Origin of the sequence: Marinibacterium sp. SX1 (assembly GCF_050389775.1) — a bacterium.
Classification (GTDB): Bacteria; Pseudomonadota; Alphaproteobacteria; order Rhodobacterales; family Rhodobacteraceae; genus Marinibacterium.
Window position 1 is genome coordinate 987521 of record NZ_CP177144.1, and the last position, 18978, is coordinate 1006498.

Consider the following 18978-nt stretch of genomic DNA (forward strand, 5'->3'; position numbering starts at 1 on the left):
ATCCCGCCACCCGCCTGCGCCGCCTCTGCCGTCCGTCGCCCGGCGTTTGGGCCGCGCCGCGCCGCGTGCCTAACCTTGTCCCTGCAGGGTGCTTAGGGTTCCGCTGGCCGGCAATTGTCCGGCCGGGCCTGGTCCGAGAAGCACCGCCGGGGCGGCAAAATCCGTTCCGGTACACGGCGGGCCAAAATCCCGGGAGAAGCTCCTGCGCAGGTCTCGACCGCGCCTTGTCTCGTGTTCCGTCAACGGTCGAACCTCATCCAATGAACGGACGGGACCGCAGGGGGACCAAGACGATGCTGAAGAAACTACTGCTCGCCGGCGCGCTGGCCGCGACCGCTCTGACACCGGCCACCGCCCAGGAAAAGACCGAGTTCAAGGTCGGCTGGTCGATCTACGTGGGCTGGATGCCCTGGGGCTACCTCGAGGATTCGGGGATCATGGACAAGTGGGCCGACAAGTACGGCATCGACATCGAGATCGTGCAGTTCAACGATTACATCGAGTCGATCAACCAATACACCGCCGGCGCCTTTGACGCCGTGTCGGCCACCAACATGGATGCCCTGTCGATCCCGGCCGGCGGTGGCGTCGACACCACCGCGCTGATCGTCGGTGATTATTCCAACGGCAACGACGCCATCATCACCAAGGGCGGCGGTGACCTGGCCGCGCTGAAAGGCGCGCCGGTCCACCTGGTCGAATTGTCGGTCTCGCATTACCTCATGGCCCGCGCGCTCGATTCCGTGGGCCTGGCCGAAAAGGACCTGGGCGGGGTGATCAACACCTCGGATGCCGACATGATCGCCGCCTATGCCACCGATGACGTCTCGACCGTCGTGACCTGGAACCCGCTGGTCGCCGAGATCCTCGACGGCCCCGATGCCACCAAGATCTACGACAGTTCGGACATCCCCGGCGAGATCATCGACATCATGTGGGCCAATACCGAGGTGCTCGATGCCAACCCGGACTTCGGCAAGGCCATGGCCGGCGCCTGGTACGAGGTCATGGGCCTGATGGCCGCCGGTGACGAAGACGTGCTGACCGCCATGGGCGAGGCCTCGGGCACCGATCTCGACGGCTACAAGGCCCAGCTGGCGGCGACCGAGATGTTCTATACCCCCGAAGAGGCCGTGGCCTTTACCGCCGCGCCGGGGCTGAAGGTCACCATGACCAACGTCGCCGCGTTCCTCTTCGACAAGGGCATCCTGGGCGAAGGCGCGCCCTCGCCGGATTTCGTGGGCGTCGAATATCCCGACGGCTCGGTCTCGGGCGATGCGGCCAACGTCAAGCTGCGCTACACGACCGACTACATGCAGATGGCCGCCGACGGCGCGCTGTGATCCCAACCGGCTCCGCCCGCCGGGTGGGGCCCCTGCATCGCTGCTGACCCATGCGCCTGCTCAACCGCATCCCCTCGCGGGCCGTCCGCCCGCTGCTGATCATCCTGCCGTTCCTGGCGGTGCTGGCGGCCTATGCCATCGCCTCGGAAATCCGCCTGGCCGCCAACCCGGCGGACAAGATCCTGCCGTCGCCGGCCACGATCGTCGCCACCGCCGAGCGGCTGATGACCGAAGGCGACCGGCGGTCGGGGCGCATCCTGTTCTGGCACGACACGGCCATGTCGCTGCAAAGGCTGGCCATCGGCGTCGGCCTGGCCGCCCTGACCGGGCTGGTCTTTGGCCTGCTGATCGGCCTGATCCCCTATGCCCGGACCACGCTGAACGGCTTCGTGGCCTTTGCCTCGATGGTGCCGCCGCTGGCCCTGCTGCCGATCCTGTTCATCGTCTTCGGCCTGGGCGAGCTGTCCAAGATCATGCTGATCTACATCGGCATCACGCCCTTCCTCGTGCGTGACCTGGCCAGCCGCACCGTCGAGATCCCCCATGAACAGATCGTCAAGGCCCAGACCCTGGGCGCCTCGACCGGGGTGATCGCCCTGCGCGTGGCCCTGCCGCAGCTGTTGCCCAGGCTCTGCCAGGCCCTGCGCCTGGCGCTCGGCCCGGCCTGGCTGTTCCTGATCGCCGCCGAGGCCATCGCCTCGGACCTGGGCCTGGGCTATCGCATCTTCCTGGTGCGCCGCTACCTGGCCATGGATGTCATCCTGACCTACGTGCTCTGGATCACCCTGCTGGCCTTCCTGCTCGACAGCCTGCTGCGCTGGATCTCGCGCCGGGCGTTCCCCTGGGCCGGAGACGCGCTATGAGCTTTGTCACCGTGCGCAATGTCTTCCAGAGCTACGGCAGCCGGCCGATCCTGGAGCGGGTCAACCTGGACGTGGCCGAGGGCGAATTCGTCTCCATCGTCGGCGCCTCGGGTTGCGGCAAATCCACCTTCCTGCGCCTGCTGCTGGCCGAGGAACAGCCCAGCCGGGGCGAGATCCGCGTAGCCGGCAACCCGCCGGCGGTCGAACCCGGGCCGGAACGCGGCGTGGTCTTTCAGCGCTACTCGGTCTTTCCGCACATGAGCGTGAAACAGAACATCGTCGCCGGCGAAAGCCTGTCGCGCCGCTGGGGCCGCTACTGGGGGGCCGAGAAACGCGCCGCCGAGAAACGGGCCGAGGCCACGCTGGAACGGGTCGGGCTGGGCCATGTGGCCGATGCCTACCCGGCGGCGCTGTCGGGCGGCATGCAGCAGAGGCTGGCCATTGCCCAGGCCCTGACCGCCCGGCCGCGGGTGCTGCTGCTCGACGAACCCTTCGGCGCGCTCGACCCGGGCACGCGGCTGTCGATGCATGACTTCCTGACCGAGCTGCGGCGCGAGGCGCCGATGACCGTCTTCATGGTGACCCACGACCTCGAAGAGGGGTTCAAGCTGGGTGACCGGGTGATCGTCTTCGACAAGACCCGCTGGGACCCCCAGGACCCCAACCTGCACGGGGCTACGATCACCTATGATTTCGATGCCCGCGACGGGGGCATTCCCTTTCAACGACTAGAAGAGGCCACCCATGTTCGCCATACGCTCTGACCGATCCCGATCGCACCACCCGGCCGACCTGCGCCACCGCGAGGCCCGGCACCACCACCCGGACCTGTCCAAGCTGCAGGGCTGGAAATCGATGAAGGCCGAGGCCGACCTGCCCGAGGGCCGGTGGGACGAGGAGCGCCGCTGGGCGCTCAAGATGGGCCTGACCGGCGCGGATTCGATCGAGGACAAGTCGATCCCGACCTTCGCCCGGGGCGAGCTGCCCCATTACGCGGGGATCAACACCTTTCTCAAGGCGCCCTATGCCGAGGACGTGTCGGAGGTGAAGCATTACGATGCCACCGTGCTGGGCATCCCGTTTGACGGCGGCACGACCTATCGGCCCGGCACGCGGTTCGGGCCGCAGGGCGTGCGCAAGATCTCGGCGCTGTATACGCCCTACAATTACGAAACGGCCGTCGACCTGCGCGAGCAGATGACGCTGTGTGATGCGGGTGACGTGTTCACCATCCCGGCCAACCTCGAAAAGTCGTTTGACCAGATCACCCGGGCGGTCAGCCATGTCTGTTCCTCGGGCTCGCTGCCGATCATGATCGGGGGCGACCATTCCATCGGCTTCCCCTGCGTGCGGGGCATCGCCGAATGCACGTCCAAGAAGATCGGCATCGTGCATTTCGACCGCCATGCGGACATCCAGGAAAAGGACCTGGACGAGCGCATGCACACGACGCCCTGGTTCCATGCGACCAACATGCCCAACGTGCCGGCCAAGAACCTGGTGCAGGTGGGCATCGGCGGCTGGCAGGTCCCGCGCGAGGCGGTCAAGGTCGCCCGCGAGCGCGAGACCAACATCATCACCATGTCGGACATGGAGAAGATGGGCGTCGAGAAGACCGCCGAGATGGCGCTGGAAATGGCCTGGGACGGGGTCGACATGGTCTATATGTCCTTCGATATCGACAGTATCGATTGCGGTTTCGTGCCGGGTACCGGCTGGCCCGAGCCGGGCGGGTTCCTGCCACGCGAGGCGCTGAAGATGGCGTCGATGGTGGCGGCCGAGGGGCTCTGCGGGATGGAGCTGGTCGAGGTCTCGCCGCCCTATGACACGTCCGACATCACGGCGCTGATGGGCACGCGGGTGATCGTCGACGTGCTGGGCGCGATGGTGTCGGCGGGCACGCTGGGCAGCCACAAGAAGCACATCGACAAGCCGGTCAGCATTCCGGCGGGTGAGTTCGAGGGTCGGAGGTGGTCGAATGCCACATGATCACGGGCCCGATCATCACGATCACCACCACCATCCCCATCCGCATGACCACAACCACGCCCACGGGCCCGACCACCTGCATTCGCACATGCACCAGCATGACGAGGCCGAGGATATCCAGGTCCTGGCCACGCAGTTCATCGACGGGTTCCGCACGGCGGCGGACAAGTCGGTCTATTTGCAGCTGGCCGGGGTGCCGCGCGAGATCCCCGACGATGCCGGGGGGGCGCCGCTGAAGCTGGTCGACGTGCAGCTGACGACGGAATGGCAGGTGGGCACGGCCTCGCCGTCCTTCGGGTCGGCCGAGCTGAGCTATCTGCCCTATCCGGGGCCGATGGTGACCGAGCGGACCAACATGGGCTTTGTCTACGTGTCGCTGAGCCGCAAGCAGGTGATGGACCTGCGGGCCTTCCTGGCCGGGCGGCACGGGCGCGACGCGGGATGAGGTGAAGATCGGGCGCCTCTTTCTTGGAAGGGGCGCCCGGTGGCTGGGGGGCGGCCGGATATTTGGAAAGAGAAAGAAGCAGCAGGCGCGGCGCGAAGGCCCGGCCGGGACGCGTTCTGTGGAGGTTTTGTGACAAGGTGGCCGGGCCGCTGGTCAAGGGCGCGCGGCTGTGTCAGAGGCCGGATCGCGAAACCCTGCCGAGGCACGAGACATGTTCGACGCGACCGATGCTCCTGAATACCGCCTGACCGATGCGCGCATCGTCACCGGCGACGACGTGATCCATGGATCCGTGACCGTGGCCGAGGGCCGGATCGTGGCCATCGGCGCGCCGGACGCGCCGGGCCTGCCGATGGGCGGCGATTACCTGATCCCCGGGCTGGTCGACCTGCATACCGACCATGTCGAGACCCATGTCTTTCCGCGCAACGGCGTGGTCTGGGCCCCGGCGCCGTCGCTGGCGGCCCATGACGGGGTGGTCGTGGCCGGCGGGGTGACCACGGTGTTCGACAGCCTGTGCGTGGGGGCGGCCATGGGCGGCGAGGCCCGGCGGGCCCTGCTGGCGCCGCTGATGGAGGCGCTGGAGCGCGGGCGGGCCGGGGGCCAGTACCGGGCCGAGCACCTTGTGCATCTGCGCTGCGAGATCTGCGACCCCGAGACCGAGGCGCTGGTGCGCCAGGTCATCGGCCAGCCGTCGGTGCGGCTGGTGTCGGTGATGGATCACACGCCGGGCGACCGGCAATGCCTTGATGTCGATGCCTGGGTTCAGGAAAGCGCACGGGACATGAAGATCTCGGTGCAGGAAAGCCGGGCATTGACCGAGGCGCTGATCGAACGGTCGGGGCGGGTCGGTCCCGGGGTGCGCCAGGCGGTGATCGCCGAGGCAAGGGCGCGCGACATCCCGGTCATGAGCCATGACGACCGGACCGTGGCCCATGTGGACGAGGCGCTGGCCGAGGGCGTGATGGTATCGGAATTCCCGACGACGCTGGAGGCCGCCCGGCGGGCCCGCGAGGTCGGCCAGGCCGTGCTGATGGGCGCGCCGAACTATGTCAGGGGCGGATCGCAATCGGGCAACGTGGCCGTGCGCGAGCTGCTGGATCACGGGCTGGTCGACGTGCTGGCCTCGGATTACGTGCCGGGCAGCCTGCTGAGCGCGTCCTTTGCCATGGCCGAGGATGCGGAACTGGGGCTGAGCCTGCCCGAAGCGATTGCCATGGTGTCGCGGCGGCCGGCGCGGATTGTCGGGCTGGACGACCGGGGCGAGATTGCCGAGGGGTTGAGGGCCGACATGGTGCGCGTGCGGCGTGCCGAGGGCCATGGCCATGTCGGGGCGGTCTGGCGCGAAGGGCGGCGGGTGTTCTGAACCGGACCCGGGGCAGGGCCGACAAAATTCCAGAATTTTGTGGGTCCGGCCCGGGGGGGCGGTCGGTGTGCCGCCCCGGGCCGGGGTCTCAGCCGGGGAAGACCGGGTTGGTCCAGGCGCGCTTGCCGGCGCGGTCGATCAGCGTGACGCGCAGGAAGGGCGAGCCGGCGCAGCGGCCCAGGGGCACGGCCGTGCGGGTCATGCTGTCGCCATGCACGGCCACCGCGGCCGAGCCCTTGCCCTGGACGATGACCGTGGCCACGGCCGAGCTTTCGACGATGACCTGGCCGTCTTCCCAGACCACGTTGTGAAAGGCCGGGCCCTGGGTCGAATAATGGTGGCCGGCCTTCAGGGCGTCGACCAGGGCGTCGGGGTCGTTTTCCTGGGCCTTGACCATGACCCAGCCGCCGAAATGGTCGGGTTCCGAGAAATGCGCGTCATCGGTGGCACAGAGCGTCAGGCGCCGGCCTTCGGTCAGCAGCTGGTCCAGCGTGTAGAACCCGTGCGGCCGGTCGCAGCCCGTGGCGCAGCCGTGGTTGTAGACCTCGACGGCATGGGCGGCCTCGATCGAGCGGGCGTCGTCCATCGTCAGGCCCGACCATTCCGGGTGGGCGATGGCCACGAAGGCCCCGGCGGCCCGGGCACGGGCGGCAATCTCGGGGCCGGTTTCCTGGTCGGGCACGGGCAGGAAGGACGGGGTGTTGGACGGGGCGAAATCATCGGGCAGGCCGACGGCCAGGATGTGCCAGAGCTCGCCGTTCTGCATCGCGCCGGAATGCAGCTCGGCGCCGGGGATGGTGGTGAAGCGGTTGGTGCGGAAGGCCCGGGTATCGGTGATCGGGTAATCGAAGGCACCGACGAAATGGTCGGTCAGCGACAGGAAGTCATAGCCCTCGGCGGCATAGCGCCGGCAGACTTCTTCCGGGGTCAGCACGCCGTCGGACCGGTTGGAATGGGTGTGCAGGTTGCCTCTCCAGAACTGGCCGGGGGCGGCGAACATGGCATCGGTCATCGGGGTGTCTCTCCTTGCTGGCCAGGATCCATCTGTGGCGTGCCCGGGTGACGCGGTGATGACAAGCGGAATGTGACCCCGGGGCATGCGCGATGGCTTTCCCGACGGCAATCTGGTCGCTAAGCTGTTGTGCATGTGCAGCATTCCAATCCCGGCCCGCCCGTGACCCGCAACCCTCCCGCACTGGTCTTCACCGATCTCGACGGCACCCTGCTGGACCATGACAGCTATGACTGGTCGCCTGCCGCGCCCCTGCTGGGCCGGTTGACGGCCGCGGGGATCCCCGTGGTGCTGGCCAGTTCCAAGACCGGGGCCGAGATGGTGCCCCTGCGCCGCGAGATGGGCCTGCAGGGCGCGCCGCTGATCTGCGAGAACGGGGCCGGGGTGATTGCCGCCGGGCCTGGGCCGGCGGCGGCCGACCGGGATGCCTATGAGCGCCTGCGCGCGGGGCTGGACGCGTTGCCCCGGGCGTTGCGCGGCAGTTTCGAAGGGTTCGGGGACATGGGCCCGGGGCGCATTGCCGAGATCACCGGCCTGGCACCCGACGCGGCGGCCGCCGCCGCGCTGCGGGCCTTTTCCGAACCCGGGCTCTGGCATGGCGACGCGGCTGGCCAGGACCGGTTCCTGGCGGGGCTGGCCGAACGGGGCATCACCGGTCGGCGGGGCGGGCGGTTCCTGACGCTCAGCTTCGGAGGGACCAAGGCCGACCGGATGGACGAGATTGCCGGGCAATATGGCCGGCCGGTGACGATTGCCCTGGGCGATGCGCCCAATGACCGCGAAATGCTGGAAACCGCCGATTACGGCATCGTCATCGCCAACGCACATGGCACGCCGCTGCCGCCGCTGGCGGGCGAAACCGGGGGCGAGGGCCGGGGCGGGCGGATACGCCGCAGCCGCCAGCCCGGCCCGCATGGTTGGTCGGCCGAGCTGGCTGGCCTACTCTCCGATCTAGGGATCGCAACGCAAGGAGCCGCCCGTGGCTGACTTTCACCAGAACGGCAATATTGCCACGCTTCACAACCTGCGCGCGGCCAGTTCCGAGGCCATGACCCACGAGCTGACGAATTTTGCGCGGACGCGCCGGATTTCGTTGATCCTGCCGTCGCTCTATTCCGAGCTGGAAGCCGATGCCCTGGCCAATATCGTCGACGAGCTGGCCCAGGTGCCCTACCTGCACCGGATCATCATCGGCCTGGACCGGGCCAACCGCGACCAGTACCGCCATGCGCTGGAGTACTTTTCGCGGCTGCCGCAGGATCACGTGGTGATCTGGAACGACAGCCCCCGGCAAAAGGCCATCATGGCCCGGCTGGAGGCCATGGGCCTGAACCCGGCCGAACCGGGCAAGGGCAAGAACGTCTGGACCTGCATGGGCTACCTGATGGCCTGCCAGGACAGCGCGGTCATGGCGATCCACGATTGCGACATCGTCACCTATCACCGCGACATGCTGGCCCGGCTGGTCTACCCGGTGACCAATCCCAACTTTCCCTACCAGCTGAGCAAGGGATTCTATCCCCGGATCGGCGGGGGCAAGCTGAACGGGCGGGTCACGCGGCTGCTGGTCAGCCCGCTGCTGATCGCCCTGCAGAAGGTCATCGGCACGCGCGATTACATCGATTACCTGCGCAGCTTCCGCTATCCGCTGTCGGGCGAATTTGCCATGCGCACGACCGTCCTGCCCGACCTGCGCATCCCGTCGGACTGGGGGCTGGAAATCGGCGTTCTGTCCGAGGCCTGGCGCAACCTGGCCAAGAAATCGGTCTGCCAGGTCGAGATCTCGGATGCCTATGACCACAAGCACCAGGAACTGAGCCCCGAGGATGCGGCGGCCGGGCTGAACCGGATGTCGACCGATATCTGCAAGGCGATCTTCCGCAAGCTGGCCGCCGATGGCACGGTGTTCACGCCCAACGTGTTCCGCACGCTCAAGGCGACCTATTACCGGAGCGCGCTGGACCTGCTGGAAAGCTATTACAACGATGCGGCGATGAACGGGCTGAGCATCGACCGGCACAAGGAAGAACAGACGATCGAGCTGTTTGCCGAGAACATCATGCGTGCCGGCGATACCTTCCTGACCCATCCGTCGGAAACGCCCTTCATCGCGACATGGAGCCGGGTGCATGCGGCCGATCCCGACCTGATGCGCGACATGCTGATGGCCGTGGCCGCCGATCACGACGAGGTCACGGGCGGGCGGCGGCCGGGCTGAACCGGCCGGACCCCGCGCGGCACGGGCCGGGGGCACGAGAATATGCGGCGCATATTCTCGGACCGCGCGGGCCCGGCCGTCCGGTCAGGGGATCAGCTGCGGTTCGAGATCCAGCGGCACTGGTAGGGCGCGAATTCGATCGGGTATTCCGCCCCGGCGATGGTCTCGCCCGAAATCAGGTCCGTCCAGGTATCGCCCTCGATCAGGTTCAGCACCGCCGGGTCCAGCTCGACTTCTTCGTCGCTGACATTGTGCAGGGCAAAGATCGACTGGTCGCGGTCCAGGCTCTGGCGCCAGACGCCAAAGATCCGGTCGTCGATCTGCAGGGTGAACTGGGTCGCGTTGGGGTGGAAGGCCGGCTGCTTGCCACGCAGGCGGATGCGCTCCTTGAGCGCCGTCAGCACCTGCGAGGTATGGCTTTCGGGATCCTTCAGCAGGGCGCGCAGGGTCGGGTAATCCCAGTGGTGGCGGTTGATCGCCCGTTTCATCCCCGTCTTGGCCACCTTGTCGTGGTCGTTCGGCGTGGCCAGCAGGGCATGGATGTAGAAAGCCGGGATGCCTTCGAGCGCCATGACGATGGTCTGCGAGGCCACGAAGCGCTCGACATGCCAGCCGTCCTCGCCCTTCAGCGTGCCCTTGAGCGCTTCGAAGAAGGTGATGTTCAGCTCGTAGGGGCTTTCGCGCCCGCCGCCGAGCGCCCGCATCGAGACCTCGCCGCCATAGCGCCGCACGGCCCCGATCATGGCGTCCTTCTGGTCTTCGGGCAGGATGCCTTCGGCCGGGCGCATGCCCACGCCGTCATGGCTGGCCGAGAAGTTGAGATAGGCACAGCCCAGCTGGGCCGGGGGCATCGCGGCCTGCCAGCGCACGAGGTAACGCGCCGTGCCCGACAGCATGGCATGCAGCAGCAGCGGCGGCAGCGAGAAGTTGTAGACCACGTGCGCTTCGTTCCGGTTCCCGAAATAGGACAGGTTTTCCAGGCTGGGCACGTTGGTTTCGGTCAGCAGGATGACCGGTTCATAGGCATAATCGCACAGCAGGCGCATCAGGCGCACGATGGCATGGGTCTGGGGCAGGTGGATGCAATTGGTGCCCACTTCCTTCCAGACAAAGGCCACGGCATCCAGCCGGATGATCCGCACGCCGTTGTCGACATGCATCCGCATGATGCGCAGGAATTCCAGCAGCACCTCGGGATTGCGGAAATCGACATCGACCTGGTCGTGGCTGAAGGTGCACCAGACATGTTTCGTGCCCTGGGCCGTTTCGACCTCGCGCAGCAGCGGGCTGGTGCGCGGGCGCACGACGTCGCCCAGGTCGTCCTCGGGCGTGGCTTCAAAGAAGAACCGGTCATAGGGCGCGTGGCCCTGCAGGTAATCGTGGAACCAGGCCGACTGGCTGGACACGTGGTTCAGGACCAGGTCCGACATCAGCTTGAACTCGCCGCCGATGCGCTGGATGTCCGACCAGTCGCCCAGGATCGGGTTGACCGCCCGGTAATCCGACACGGCAAAACCGTCATCCGAGGTGAACGGGAAGAACGGCAGGATATGCACGCCGTTGGTCACGCCCTTGAGGTTGCGGTCGAGGAAATCGCGCAGCAGGTCCAGGGGCTTGTGCGCCCCGTCGACAATGGAATTGCCATAGGTGATGACCAGCGTGTCGCCTTCGGACCAAAAGCCGTTGCCGGGCTTGCGCCCGCGTTTGCGGCGATGGCGGTCGTCGGGCCAGAAGGCATCGACGATCTGGCTGCCGATGATGTCGGCATCGAGGTCGGGATAGATCTGGCGGACCAGATCGCTCAGGCGTTGACCGAAAGGATCCTTCACGACACGGGCTCGGCTTTGCTCAGGCCGCCGATGGCGGCGATGTGGTCGATGACGGCCTGCAGGCCCTGGCCCGATTTCAGGGCGCAGAAGACAAAGGGCCGCCCGGCGCGCATGCGCGTGGCATCGCGGTCCATGACCTCCAGCGAGGCCCCGACATGGGGGGCCAGGTCGGTCTTGTTGATGATCAGCAGGTCGGACTTGGTGATGGCCGGGCCGCCCTTGCGCGGGATTTCCTCGCCCGCGGCGACATCGATGACATAAAGCGTCACGTCGGCCAGTTCCGGCGAAAACGTCGCCGACAGGTTGTCGCCGCCCGATTCGATGAACACCACGTCCAGATCGGGAAACCGGTCGTTCATCTTTGCGATGGCGGCCAGGTTGATCGAGGCATCCTCGCGGATGGCCGTGTGCGGGCAGCCGCCGGTCTCGACACCCATGATCCGGTCGAGCGGCAGGGCCTGCATGCGCATCAGCGCCTCGGCGTCTTCCTGGGTGTAGATGTCATTGGTGATGGCCGCGACGGAATAATCGTCGCGCATCGCGCGGCACAGCGCGGCGGTCAACGTGGTCTTGCCGGCGCCCACCGGGCCGCCGATGCCCACGCGCAGCGGGCCGTTGGATGAGGTCATGAGCGAAACATCCTGGAATATTGGGTCTCGTGCCGCATCGACGCGATATCCGCCATGAAGGCCGATGACCCGAGGTCGTCTGGGGTCAGGGATAGCGCCAAAGCGGACAGGTCTGCAAGGGCGGGGCCCCGGGCGGCCAGAACGGCCTGGGCCTCGGTCTGGCCCAGCGGCACCAGCCGCGTGGCCGCGGCGGTCAGGTTCGAGGCGAAGCCATGCAGATAGAATTGAAGGGTCTTTTCCAGCGGCAGGCCCTGGGCCGCCGCTGCGGCACCCACGGCCACCGGATAGGCCAGCGGCGCGTCGGCGCCGCCCCAGATGGCCGATGTGGTCGCGGCAAAGGCCGCGCCCTGCAGCTCGGTTTCCATTGCCCGTTCGGCCGACGGGGCCAGCGCCCGGGCCAGCGCATCGATGCCCGCCAGGGCATCGGGCGCGGCGGCATAGGCCGCGACCAGCAGGATGGCATCATTGCGCCCGCCGCCAAAGAGCAGCACGTCGTCCAGCCAGCGGCCGAACCCGTCCGCATCGCGTACGGCGCCCTCGGCCACGGCCGATTCGAGGCCGTGCGAATAGGCAAAGGCCCCCACGGGATAGGCCGGCGACAGCCACTGGGCCAGCGTCAGCAGGGCCAGGTCGGCTCCGGCCGGCCCGGCCTCGGGCTGTGACCCGCCGGATTCGTCAATGGGCATGGGAATGGGTCCGGCCGTGCCCATAGGCCCCGCCTTCGGGGGTAAAGGGCTCGGTCACCTCGCGGGTGGTCGCACCCAGCAGGTCCAGCATCTCGGCGATGACATGGTCGGGCTGGATCAGCAGGCGCCCGGGCTCGATCTGGCAGGGCGTGTGGCGGTTGCCCACGTGCCAGGCGATGCGCGTCAGGTCGGGCGCGGTGATTTCCAGCAGGGTTTCCGGCGCGGCCTCGACGGCGATCTCGCGCCCGTCTTCGAGCAACAGCACCGATCCGTGGTCCAGCGACGTGGTCTTGGCCAGGTCGACCAGGATGGCGCCGCCATCATCGGCCAGTTGCAGCACCTTGCGGCGCAGGAAGCGGCCTTCGTAATCCAGGGCAACACGGCCGGCAGCGGGGCCATGTCCATGGTCGCGCACCTGGGTGGCGCGGATCAGGGGGGCGCTCATGCGGCGCCCCCTGACGTCATCACATGTAGAGCACGTCGTGGAAGACGACCCGCACGATGTCCTCGCGCTTGATGCCACGCTCGGCCAGCTCGGCGTCGGTCATGCGCTGCAGGGCGTGCACCTTCTTCATGCGCGGGTTGGCCTCGGCCACGGCGACCAGGGCGTTGCCGATCGATGCGAAGAAGTGCTGCACTGCGGAAAGTGCGGTTGCGGGTGCGGTGGTGTGCGTTGCGTATGCCATTGTAACCTTTGCCTCTTAGGGTGCTCCCCTCTTGGACACAGGTATATGCTGCAGCTGCAGCATGCGGTAGGTGCATGTCCGAATAGCCGCTACGCGCCTCATGCAACTCTTGGCTGATCATCTTCATTTTCATCTCAGAACAGGAAGTAACGCTGGGCCATCGGCAGTTCGCTGGCCGGTTCGCAGGTCAGCAATTCGCCGTCGGCGCGCACTTCGTAGGTCTCGGGGTTCACTTCGACATGGGGCATGGCATCGTTGAGCTTGAGGTCGGCCTTGCCCACTGTCCGGCAGCCTTTCACCGCCGCCGTCTGTTTCGCCAGCCCGATCTGGCCGCGCAGCCCGGCGGCCTGGGCGGCCTCGGACACGAAGAGCACGGCCGAGTTTTCGACCGACCGGCCATAGGCGCCGAACATCGGCCGCGAATAGACCGGCTGGGGCGTGGGAATCGAGGCATTGGGATCGCCCATCTGGGCGCAGGCGATGGTGCCGCCGACCAGCACCATTTCCGGTTTCACGCCGAAAAAGGCCGGCGACCACAGCACGATGTCGGCGCGCTTGCCTTCCTCGATCGAGCCGATCTCGTGGCTCATGCCATGGGCCAGGGCCGGGTTGATGGTGATCTTGGCGACATAGCGGCGGACGCGGAAATTGTCGTTGTCGCCGGTTTCCTCGGCCAGGCGCCCGCGCTGTTTCTTCATCTTGTCGGCGGTTTGCCAGGTGCGGATGGCCACCTCGCCGACCCGGCCCATGGCCTGGCTGTCGGACGCGATGATCGAAAAGGCGCCCATGTCGTGCAGGATGTCTTCGGCCGCGATGGTCTCGCGCCGGATGCGGCTTTCGGCAAAGGCCACGTCCTCGGGGATCGACTTGTCGAGGTGGTGGCAGACCATGAGCATGTCCAGGTGCTCTTCGAGCGTGTTCACCGTGAAGGGCCGAGTCGGGTTGGTCGACGAGGGCAGAACATGCGATTCGCCGCAGATCTTGATGATGTCGGGGGCATGGCCGCCGCCGGCGCCTTCGGTGTGGAAGGCATGGATCGTCCGGCCTTTCATCGCGGCCACGGTGTTTTCGACGAACCCCGATTCGTTGAGCGTGTCGGTATGGATCATGACCTGCACATCCATGTCGTCGGCGACCGACAGACAGCAGTCGATCGCCCCGGGCGTGGTGCCCCAGTCTTCGTGCAGCTTCAGCGAACAGGCCCCGGCGTTGATCATTTCGACCAGCGCGGCGGGCTGGCTGGCGTTGCCCTTGCCGGCCAGGCCGAAGTTCATCGGGAAGGCATCCAGCGCCTGCAGCATGCGCGTCAGGTGCCAGGGCCCGGGCGTGCAGGTCGTGGCCAGCGTGCCATGGGCCGGGCCGGTGCCGCCGCCCAGCATCGTCGTCACGCCCGAATGCAGGGCGTCCTCGATCTGTTGCGGGCAGATGAAGTGGATATGGCTGTCAAAGGCCCCGGCGGTGACGATCCGGCCTTCGCCGGCGATGACCTCGGTGCCGGGGCCGACGATGATGTCGACGCCGGGCTGGGTGTCGGGGTTGCCGGCCTTGCCGATCTTGGCAATGCGCCCATCCTTCAGGCCGATATCGGCCTTGTAGATGCCGGAATGGTCGACGATCAGGGCATTGGTGATGACGGTGTCCACCGCGCCTTCGGCCCGGGTGGCCTGGGATTGGCCCATGCCGTCGCGGATGACCTTGCCGCCGCCGAACTTGACCTCTTCGCCATAGGTCGTCAGGTCGCGCTCGACCTCGATGATCAGGTCGGTATCGGCCAGCCGCACCTTGTCCCCGGTGGTGGGGCCGAACATGGCGGCGTAATCGGCGCGGGATATGGTTGCGGGCATCTGGGTGTGTCCTCGGCTTGGAGTGAGGGGCGCGTCAGCGGGCGCGCATATGCGGGAAAGGGGCGGGGCAGGGCATCGGTCAGTACCCCGTCATCTGGATGAGGTCTTTGGTCCGCTGGCGGGTCAGCCGGGCCATGCAGCTGGAGAACACCAGTGGCTGGATGGATCCTGTCGTGTAAGGCGCGGCCTCGGCCCAGCAATTGGCGTCGCGAAAGGCGATCCAGGCGCGTTGCGCCTTCAGCAGGTCCTCGCCGTGGCCGGTGCCGTCGTAAAACGCCTTGGCAGGTTTCCAGGCCGCGTTCAGCTCGGCATCGGCGGCCTTGAAATCGGCTTCGGCGCATGCGTTCATCTCGACCTGGGTGTTGCCCGGGCAGGCCGCTTGCGCCGCCACGGGCAGCAGCAGGAACGCGAGGCTAGGCAACAAACGCATCGTCCACCTCGACCTGAAGCGCCGTGACCACGGCATTGGTCTGGGCCGCCATGCCGACCACGGCCAGCAATTCGCCGTACATCTCGTCCGACATGCCCTTGGCCCGGGCCGAGGCGGTGTGGGAATGCACGCAATAGCTGCAGCCATTGGCGGCCGAAACGGCGACATAGAGCATTTCCTTGACCAGCGGATCCAGCGCCCCGGGCGCCATCACCACCTTGAGCCGGTCCCAGGTCGCGCGCAGCAGGGCCGGATCATGGGCCAGGGCGCGCCAGAAATTGTTGACGTAATCGGTCTGCCGGGTCGCGCGGATCTCGTCGAAGACGGCGCGGGCCTCGGGCGACAGGTCGTCGTCGCTCAGCAGCGGGACGGTGCCCATCAGAGCACCGCCATGACCCGGGCCGGCCCGCCGGTGCCGCCGCCATGCTTGGGCGCGCCGACAAAGACCGTGGCTCCCGTGGCCGGCAGGTCGGCCAGCCCGGCCAGGCATTCGATGCCGTAGCGCCCCGAGGGCAGCCAGCCGTAATGCACGGCGAAATCGGCCGACGAGCCGGGATCGAGCGACAGGGTGTCGACGCCGATGGCCGCGACGCCCATCTCGGCCAGCATGTCGGTGGCCGGCTTGGAAAACCCTGGAAAGGCGAAATTGCCGTCGGCATCGTTGCGGAACGAGGCATCACCGGCCTTCTCGGCCCAGCCCGAATACATCGCCACCAGCGCTCCGGCCGGAATGTCGCCATGGGCCGAGACAAAGGCTTCGATATCCTCGGGCGACAGCATGGTGTTGGGCTCTTCGGCGGCCCGGGCCGAGATGTCGATGATGCACAGCGGGCAGACCAGGGTCTCGGGGGGCAGTTCGTCGACGGACAGGCCGTCTTCGGAGAAATGCAGCGGCGCGTCGATATGGGTGCCGGAATGTTCGTCATAGGTGACGCGGAACAGCTGGTAGCCGGATTCGTCGAACTTGACGGTCTTTTCCATCGAGATCCCCGGCTCGCCCGAGAAGGTCGGGAAATCGGGGGTGAAGGTATGGGTCAGGTCGACGACCTTGCCCGTGGCCTGGGCCAGGGCCGGCCGCGCGGCGCCGGCGGCCAGGCCGACGATCCCGGTGGCCGCGGCCCCGCGGAACAGGTCGCGGCGCGACAGCATCCGGCTCTTCACACTTTCCATCACGCAAACATGGCACATTTCGGATACTCCCCCTGGAACGATGACGATGAACACTTGCCGGTCTGCCGGCGGGTCGGCTGGATGAGATGACGGCGGGTCTGGGTCTTTGGTGTCGTGACGTGGCGGCGGGCCCGGCTTAGTCGAGCGGGCCCATGACCTTCTGGTTGAAGCCGAAGATCCGGCGGGCGCCCGAGATCGGGATCAGGCTGACTTCGCGGGCCTGGCCCGGTTCGAACCGCACGGCGGTGCCGGCAGCGATGTCCAGGCGCATGCCCCGGGCGGTCTCGCGGTCGAACTCCAGCGCCGGGTTGGTTTCGGCGAAATGGTAATGCGAGCCGACCTGGACCGGGCGGTCGCCGGTATTGGCGACCATCAGGGTCAGGGCCGTGCGATCCGCGTTCAGCGTGATCTCGCCATCGGCCGGGATGACCTCGCCGGGGATCATGTGTTGCGCTTCACGATGATGGCGATGACGGCCAGGATGGCGATGGCGGCCAGGCCCATCAGCAGGGTCGGATCGTCGGGATGGACATGGGGCAGGTCGGCGGAATGGGCCGAAGCGGCGGCCGGCAGGGTCAGGGTGGCCATGGCCAGGGCGGCGAGACGTTTCATCGGGGTCGTGTCCTTCTGTCAGCGGATCGGGTTGTGGACGGTCACCAGCTTGGTGCCATCGGGAAAGGTCGCTTCGACCTGCACTTCGTGGATCATCTCGGGGATGCCGTCCATGCATTGGTCGCGGGTGATCACCCGGGCCCCGGCCTGCATCAGATCGGCGACCGACCGGCCGTCGCGGGCGCCTTCGACCACGGCGTCGGTGATCAGGGCGATGGCCTCGGGGTGGTTCAGCTTGACGCCCCGGGCCAGGCGCTTGCGGGCGACCTCGGCGGCCATGGCGACCAGGAGCTTGTCTTTTTCGCGGGGGGTCAGTTGCATGTCAGATGGTCCAGGTCCGGGGCAATGGGGTCGTCGAAAGGCATGCGATCAGCGGTAACAGGTGCTGCCGCAGGGTGAAACCGTCGCGGGCGAGCAGCCGGGCAAAGAGCAGACCTTCGCGGATCAGGCTCACCCCTCCCTCCGGCGGGAGGGTCTCGCGGGCGACGGCAAGGAACCGCTCGGCATCGGGCGCGGCATAGAGCACCGTGGCCATGGCCCCGGCGCCGTCGGCCACGGCCGGGCGGGCCAGGTGGGCGGTGATGTCGCCCTGCAGGGCGGTGCGGTCGGCAAACAGCAGGGCGCCGTCGCGGCGGATGTCGATCCGGTCGGCCAGCCGGCCGTGGCGCAGGGTCTCGCCCATGGCATGGCGGCCGAAGACCAGCGGTTCGACCAGCAGCAGCCGGGCGTCGCCATGCAGGTCGACGGCCAGGCGGCGATCGATGGCCGCGCCGTCGAACAGGATGGTTTCCTGGGGCAGCCAGTCGAGCCGGGCCCCGGGCTGGACGGTCAGCCGGTTGCGGATGCGCCCGGTCTCGTCGGGCTGGGCGCGATAGGCCCGTTCGGCGGCCTGGGTGGTCAGCACGAGATGGGTGTCGGCCCCGGCCGTGGCGGAGATGTCGAAGCGGTCGCCGCCGGTCACGCCGCCGCCGGTGTTCAGCAGCACGGCATCCAGGGCATTACCCCGGGAGCGGGGAAACAGGGCCTTGAGCGAGCCTTGCTGGCGCAGGTCGTCCAGCACGCTGGCCATGGCAGAGCCCCGGGCCATGGCCTTGGACGACAGGCGCACCTGACCCCGGGCGCGCGGCTGCTTGGCGCGGGTCAGCGGCACGGCGAGGCTGGCGGTCATGGGGGCTCCTGGAACGTTCGGAGGCCAGATTGCGCAGGGGCTGGCCGGGCGACAAGGTCAACCGGGGGGCGATCCCGGGCGGATGGCTGTATTCGTGGCGAAAATGGCAAAGCTGCCCGAATTCTGGGCGGTTCGCGAATTCGGGTCAAGGCCGGGCCGGCAGGGGCGCGGGGCGGGGCAATGTCGGGGCCGGGCAGGGCCGTGTCGCGACACTGCGGGGCAGCGGTGGCGCGTGGGAGGTCAGCGGCGGCCCTGGGGGCGGGCCGGGGGGCGGACCAGGTCGCCATGGGCCGGGGCCGCGCCGATATCGGGCGGGGCGATGTTGACCTGGGGGCAGGACTTGGCCGGGGGCGGGACAGTGCCGGGGTTGGGCCAGGCCGCCACAGGGGTCTTTAACATTGGGTAGGGAGGCGGCCTGAGGTTGGGCGAAACCGTGCAGAGGCGATCATGTCACCGCAAGGCGGAGCCGCGTCGATGCGGGGCGGGCCGAAGTTGGCCCGGGACCAGGGCCGGCGCGGGGTGGGCGGCATGGTGCGATGGCCCGGCCGGGCACGGGGCGCGGCTTGCCATATCGCGGGCCATTTCGCAGGATGGGCGCCACAGCCGACGGGGCCATGGCGCCCCCTTGCCGCGTGGAGAAAGCGACATGCCCGACCGACTGCCCGTTTCCCGCCCCTGCCGCGCAGGT

22 protein-coding genes and 1 riboswitch are annotated in these 18978 nt (G+C 67.7%); of the genes, 8 read left to right on the top strand and 14 right to left on the bottom strand.

All coding sequences use genetic code 11. From position 1 onward, the window contains the following. The first annotated feature begins 81 nt into the window (after positions 1-81). A riboswitch (guanidine-I (ykkC/yxkD leader) is annotated at positions 82-198 on the top strand. 95 nt (positions 199-293) lie between these two features. From ACK3BB_RS04530 to ACK3BB_RS04555, 6 genes are all read left to right on the top strand, one after another. Next, positions 294-1343 carry a putative urea ABC transporter substrate-binding protein gene (locus tag ACK3BB_RS04530; RefSeq protein ID WP_428927543.1) on the top strand — a complete coding sequence of 350 codons (1050 nt, stop codon included), beginning with the start codon at positions 294-296 and terminating at the stop codon, positions 1341-1343. A 50-nt stretch (positions 1344-1393) separates the two neighbouring features. After that, entirely contained in the window at positions 1394-2206 is an 813-nt protein-coding gene (locus tag ACK3BB_RS04535; RefSeq protein WP_428927544.1) for an ABC transporter permease, read from the top strand. Beyond that, positions 2203-2970 (top strand): ABC transporter ATP-binding protein, encoded by a 768-nt coding sequence (locus tag ACK3BB_RS04540; protein WP_428927545.1) that lies wholly within the window; start codon positions 2203-2205, stop codon positions 2968-2970. Before ACK3BB_RS04535 ends, ACK3BB_RS04540 begins: the two co-directional genes overlap by 4 nt. Further along, the gene (locus ACK3BB_RS04545) at positions 2951-4195 is read left to right on the top strand and encodes an agmatinase family protein (RefSeq protein WP_428927546.1); all 1245 of its coding nucleotides are present in this window, start codon (positions 2951-2953) and stop codon (positions 4193-4195) included. The genes ACK3BB_RS04540 and ACK3BB_RS04545 overlap by 20 nt, the downstream gene beginning before the upstream one ends. Next, positions 4185-4640, top strand: a complete 456-nt coding sequence (locus ACK3BB_RS04550; protein WP_428927547.1) for a hypothetical protein — start codon at positions 4185-4187, stop codon at positions 4638-4640. Before ACK3BB_RS04545 ends, ACK3BB_RS04550 begins: the two co-directional genes overlap by 11 nt. A gap of 211 nt (positions 4641-4851) precedes the next feature. Continuing rightward, the gene (locus tag ACK3BB_RS04555) at positions 4852-6006 is read left to right on the top strand and encodes an alpha-D-ribose 1-methylphosphonate 5-triphosphate diphosphatase (protein WP_428927548.1); all 1155 of its coding nucleotides are present in this window, start codon (positions 4852-4854) and stop codon (positions 6004-6006) included. 88 nt (positions 6007-6094) lie between these two features. On the opposite strand, the gene ACK3BB_RS04560 is transcribed toward ACK3BB_RS04555, so the two are convergent. Further along, complete coding sequence (locus ACK3BB_RS04560; RefSeq protein WP_428927549.1) at positions 6095-7018, bottom strand: CehA/McbA family metallohydrolase; 924 nt, start codon at positions 7016-7018, stop codon at positions 6095-6097. Positions 7019-7180: 162 nt separating this feature from the next. Here ACK3BB_RS04560 and ACK3BB_RS04565 point away from each other — a divergent pair, with 162 nt between their 5' ends. Beyond that, positions 7181-8005, top strand: coding sequence for an HAD-IIB family hydrolase (locus ACK3BB_RS04565; protein WP_428927550.1), 825 nt, complete (start codon positions 7181-7183; stop codon positions 8003-8005). After that, complete coding sequence (locus tag ACK3BB_RS04570; RefSeq protein WP_428927551.1) at positions 7998-9236, top strand: glycosyl transferase; 1239 nt, start codon at positions 7998-8000, stop codon at positions 9234-9236. The genes ACK3BB_RS04565 and ACK3BB_RS04570 overlap by 8 nt, the downstream gene beginning before the upstream one ends. Before the next feature lie 92 nt (positions 9237-9328). Here ACK3BB_RS04570 and ACK3BB_RS04575 read toward each other — a convergent pair whose 3' ends face one another. The 13 genes from ACK3BB_RS04575 to ACK3BB_RS04635 all read right to left on the bottom strand — a co-directional run bounded on the left by ACK3BB_RS04575 (position 9329) and on the right by ACK3BB_RS04635 (position 18290). Then, on the bottom strand, positions 9329-11065 hold the full coding sequence (locus tag ACK3BB_RS04575) for an alpha-amylase family glycosyl hydrolase (RefSeq protein WP_428927552.1): 1737 nt from the start codon (positions 11063-11065) through the stop codon (positions 9329-9331). After that, entirely contained in the window at positions 11062-11694 is a 633-nt protein-coding gene (ureG, locus tag ACK3BB_RS04580; protein WP_428927553.1) for an urease accessory protein UreG, read from the bottom strand. The genes ACK3BB_RS04575 and ureG overlap by 4 nt, the downstream gene beginning before the upstream one ends. After that, positions 11691-12380, bottom strand: coding sequence for an urease accessory protein UreF (locus tag ACK3BB_RS04585; protein ID WP_428927554.1), 690 nt, complete (start codon positions 12378-12380; stop codon positions 11691-11693). The genes ureG and ACK3BB_RS04585 overlap by 4 nt, the downstream gene beginning before the upstream one ends. Then, positions 12370-12825, bottom strand: a complete 456-nt coding sequence (locus tag ACK3BB_RS04590) for an urease accessory protein UreE (protein WP_428927555.1) — start codon at positions 12823-12825, stop codon at positions 12370-12372. Before ACK3BB_RS04590 ends, ACK3BB_RS04585 begins: the two co-directional genes overlap by 11 nt. Before the next feature lie 19 nt (positions 12826-12844). Continuing rightward, positions 12845-13066: a DUF1127 domain-containing protein gene (locus tag ACK3BB_RS04595; RefSeq protein WP_428927556.1), complete on the bottom strand. Its 222-nt coding sequence runs from the start codon at positions 13064-13066 to the stop codon at positions 12845-12847. Between the two features lie 134 nt (positions 13067-13200). Further along, a complete protein-coding gene (gene ureC, locus ACK3BB_RS04600) occupies positions 13201-14910 on the bottom strand; it encodes an urease subunit alpha (RefSeq protein ID WP_428927557.1) in 1710 nt (569 codons plus the stop codon). Positions 14911-14989: 79 nt separating this feature from the next. Continuing rightward, positions 14990-15331: a lysozyme inhibitor LprI family protein gene (locus ACK3BB_RS04605; RefSeq protein ID WP_428927558.1), complete on the bottom strand. Its 342-nt coding sequence runs from the start codon at positions 15329-15331 to the stop codon at positions 14990-14992. Then, positions 15324-15719 carry a carboxymuconolactone decarboxylase family protein gene (locus ACK3BB_RS04610; protein WP_428927559.1) on the bottom strand — a complete coding sequence of 132 codons (396 nt, stop codon included), beginning with the start codon at positions 15717-15719 and terminating at the stop codon, positions 15324-15326. The genes ACK3BB_RS04605 and ACK3BB_RS04610 overlap by 8 nt, the downstream gene beginning before the upstream one ends. Next, the gene (locus tag ACK3BB_RS04615) at positions 15719-16528 is read right to left on the bottom strand and encodes a cyclase family protein (RefSeq protein WP_428927560.1); all 810 of its coding nucleotides are present in this window, start codon (positions 16526-16528) and stop codon (positions 15719-15721) included. Before ACK3BB_RS04615 ends, ACK3BB_RS04610 begins: the two co-directional genes overlap by 1 nt. A 118-nt stretch (positions 16529-16646) precedes the next feature. Continuing rightward, entirely contained in the window at positions 16647-16955 is a 309-nt protein-coding gene (locus tag ACK3BB_RS04620) for an urease subunit beta (RefSeq protein WP_428927561.1), read from the bottom strand. Then, positions 16952-17122, bottom strand: coding sequence for a hypothetical protein (locus ACK3BB_RS04625; protein ID WP_428927562.1), 171 nt, complete (start codon positions 17120-17122; stop codon positions 16952-16954). Before ACK3BB_RS04625 ends, ACK3BB_RS04620 begins: the two co-directional genes overlap by 4 nt. Positions 17123-17140: 18 nt before the next feature. Next, the gene (locus ACK3BB_RS04630) at positions 17141-17443 is read right to left on the bottom strand and encodes an urease subunit gamma (RefSeq protein WP_428927563.1); all 303 of its coding nucleotides are present in this window, start codon (positions 17441-17443) and stop codon (positions 17141-17143) included. 1 nt (position 17444) lies between these two features. After that, complete coding sequence (locus tag ACK3BB_RS04635; RefSeq protein WP_428927564.1) at positions 17445-18290, bottom strand: urease accessory protein UreD; 846 nt, start codon at positions 18288-18290, stop codon at positions 17445-17447. Between the last annotated feature and the right edge of the window lie 688 nt (positions 18291-18978).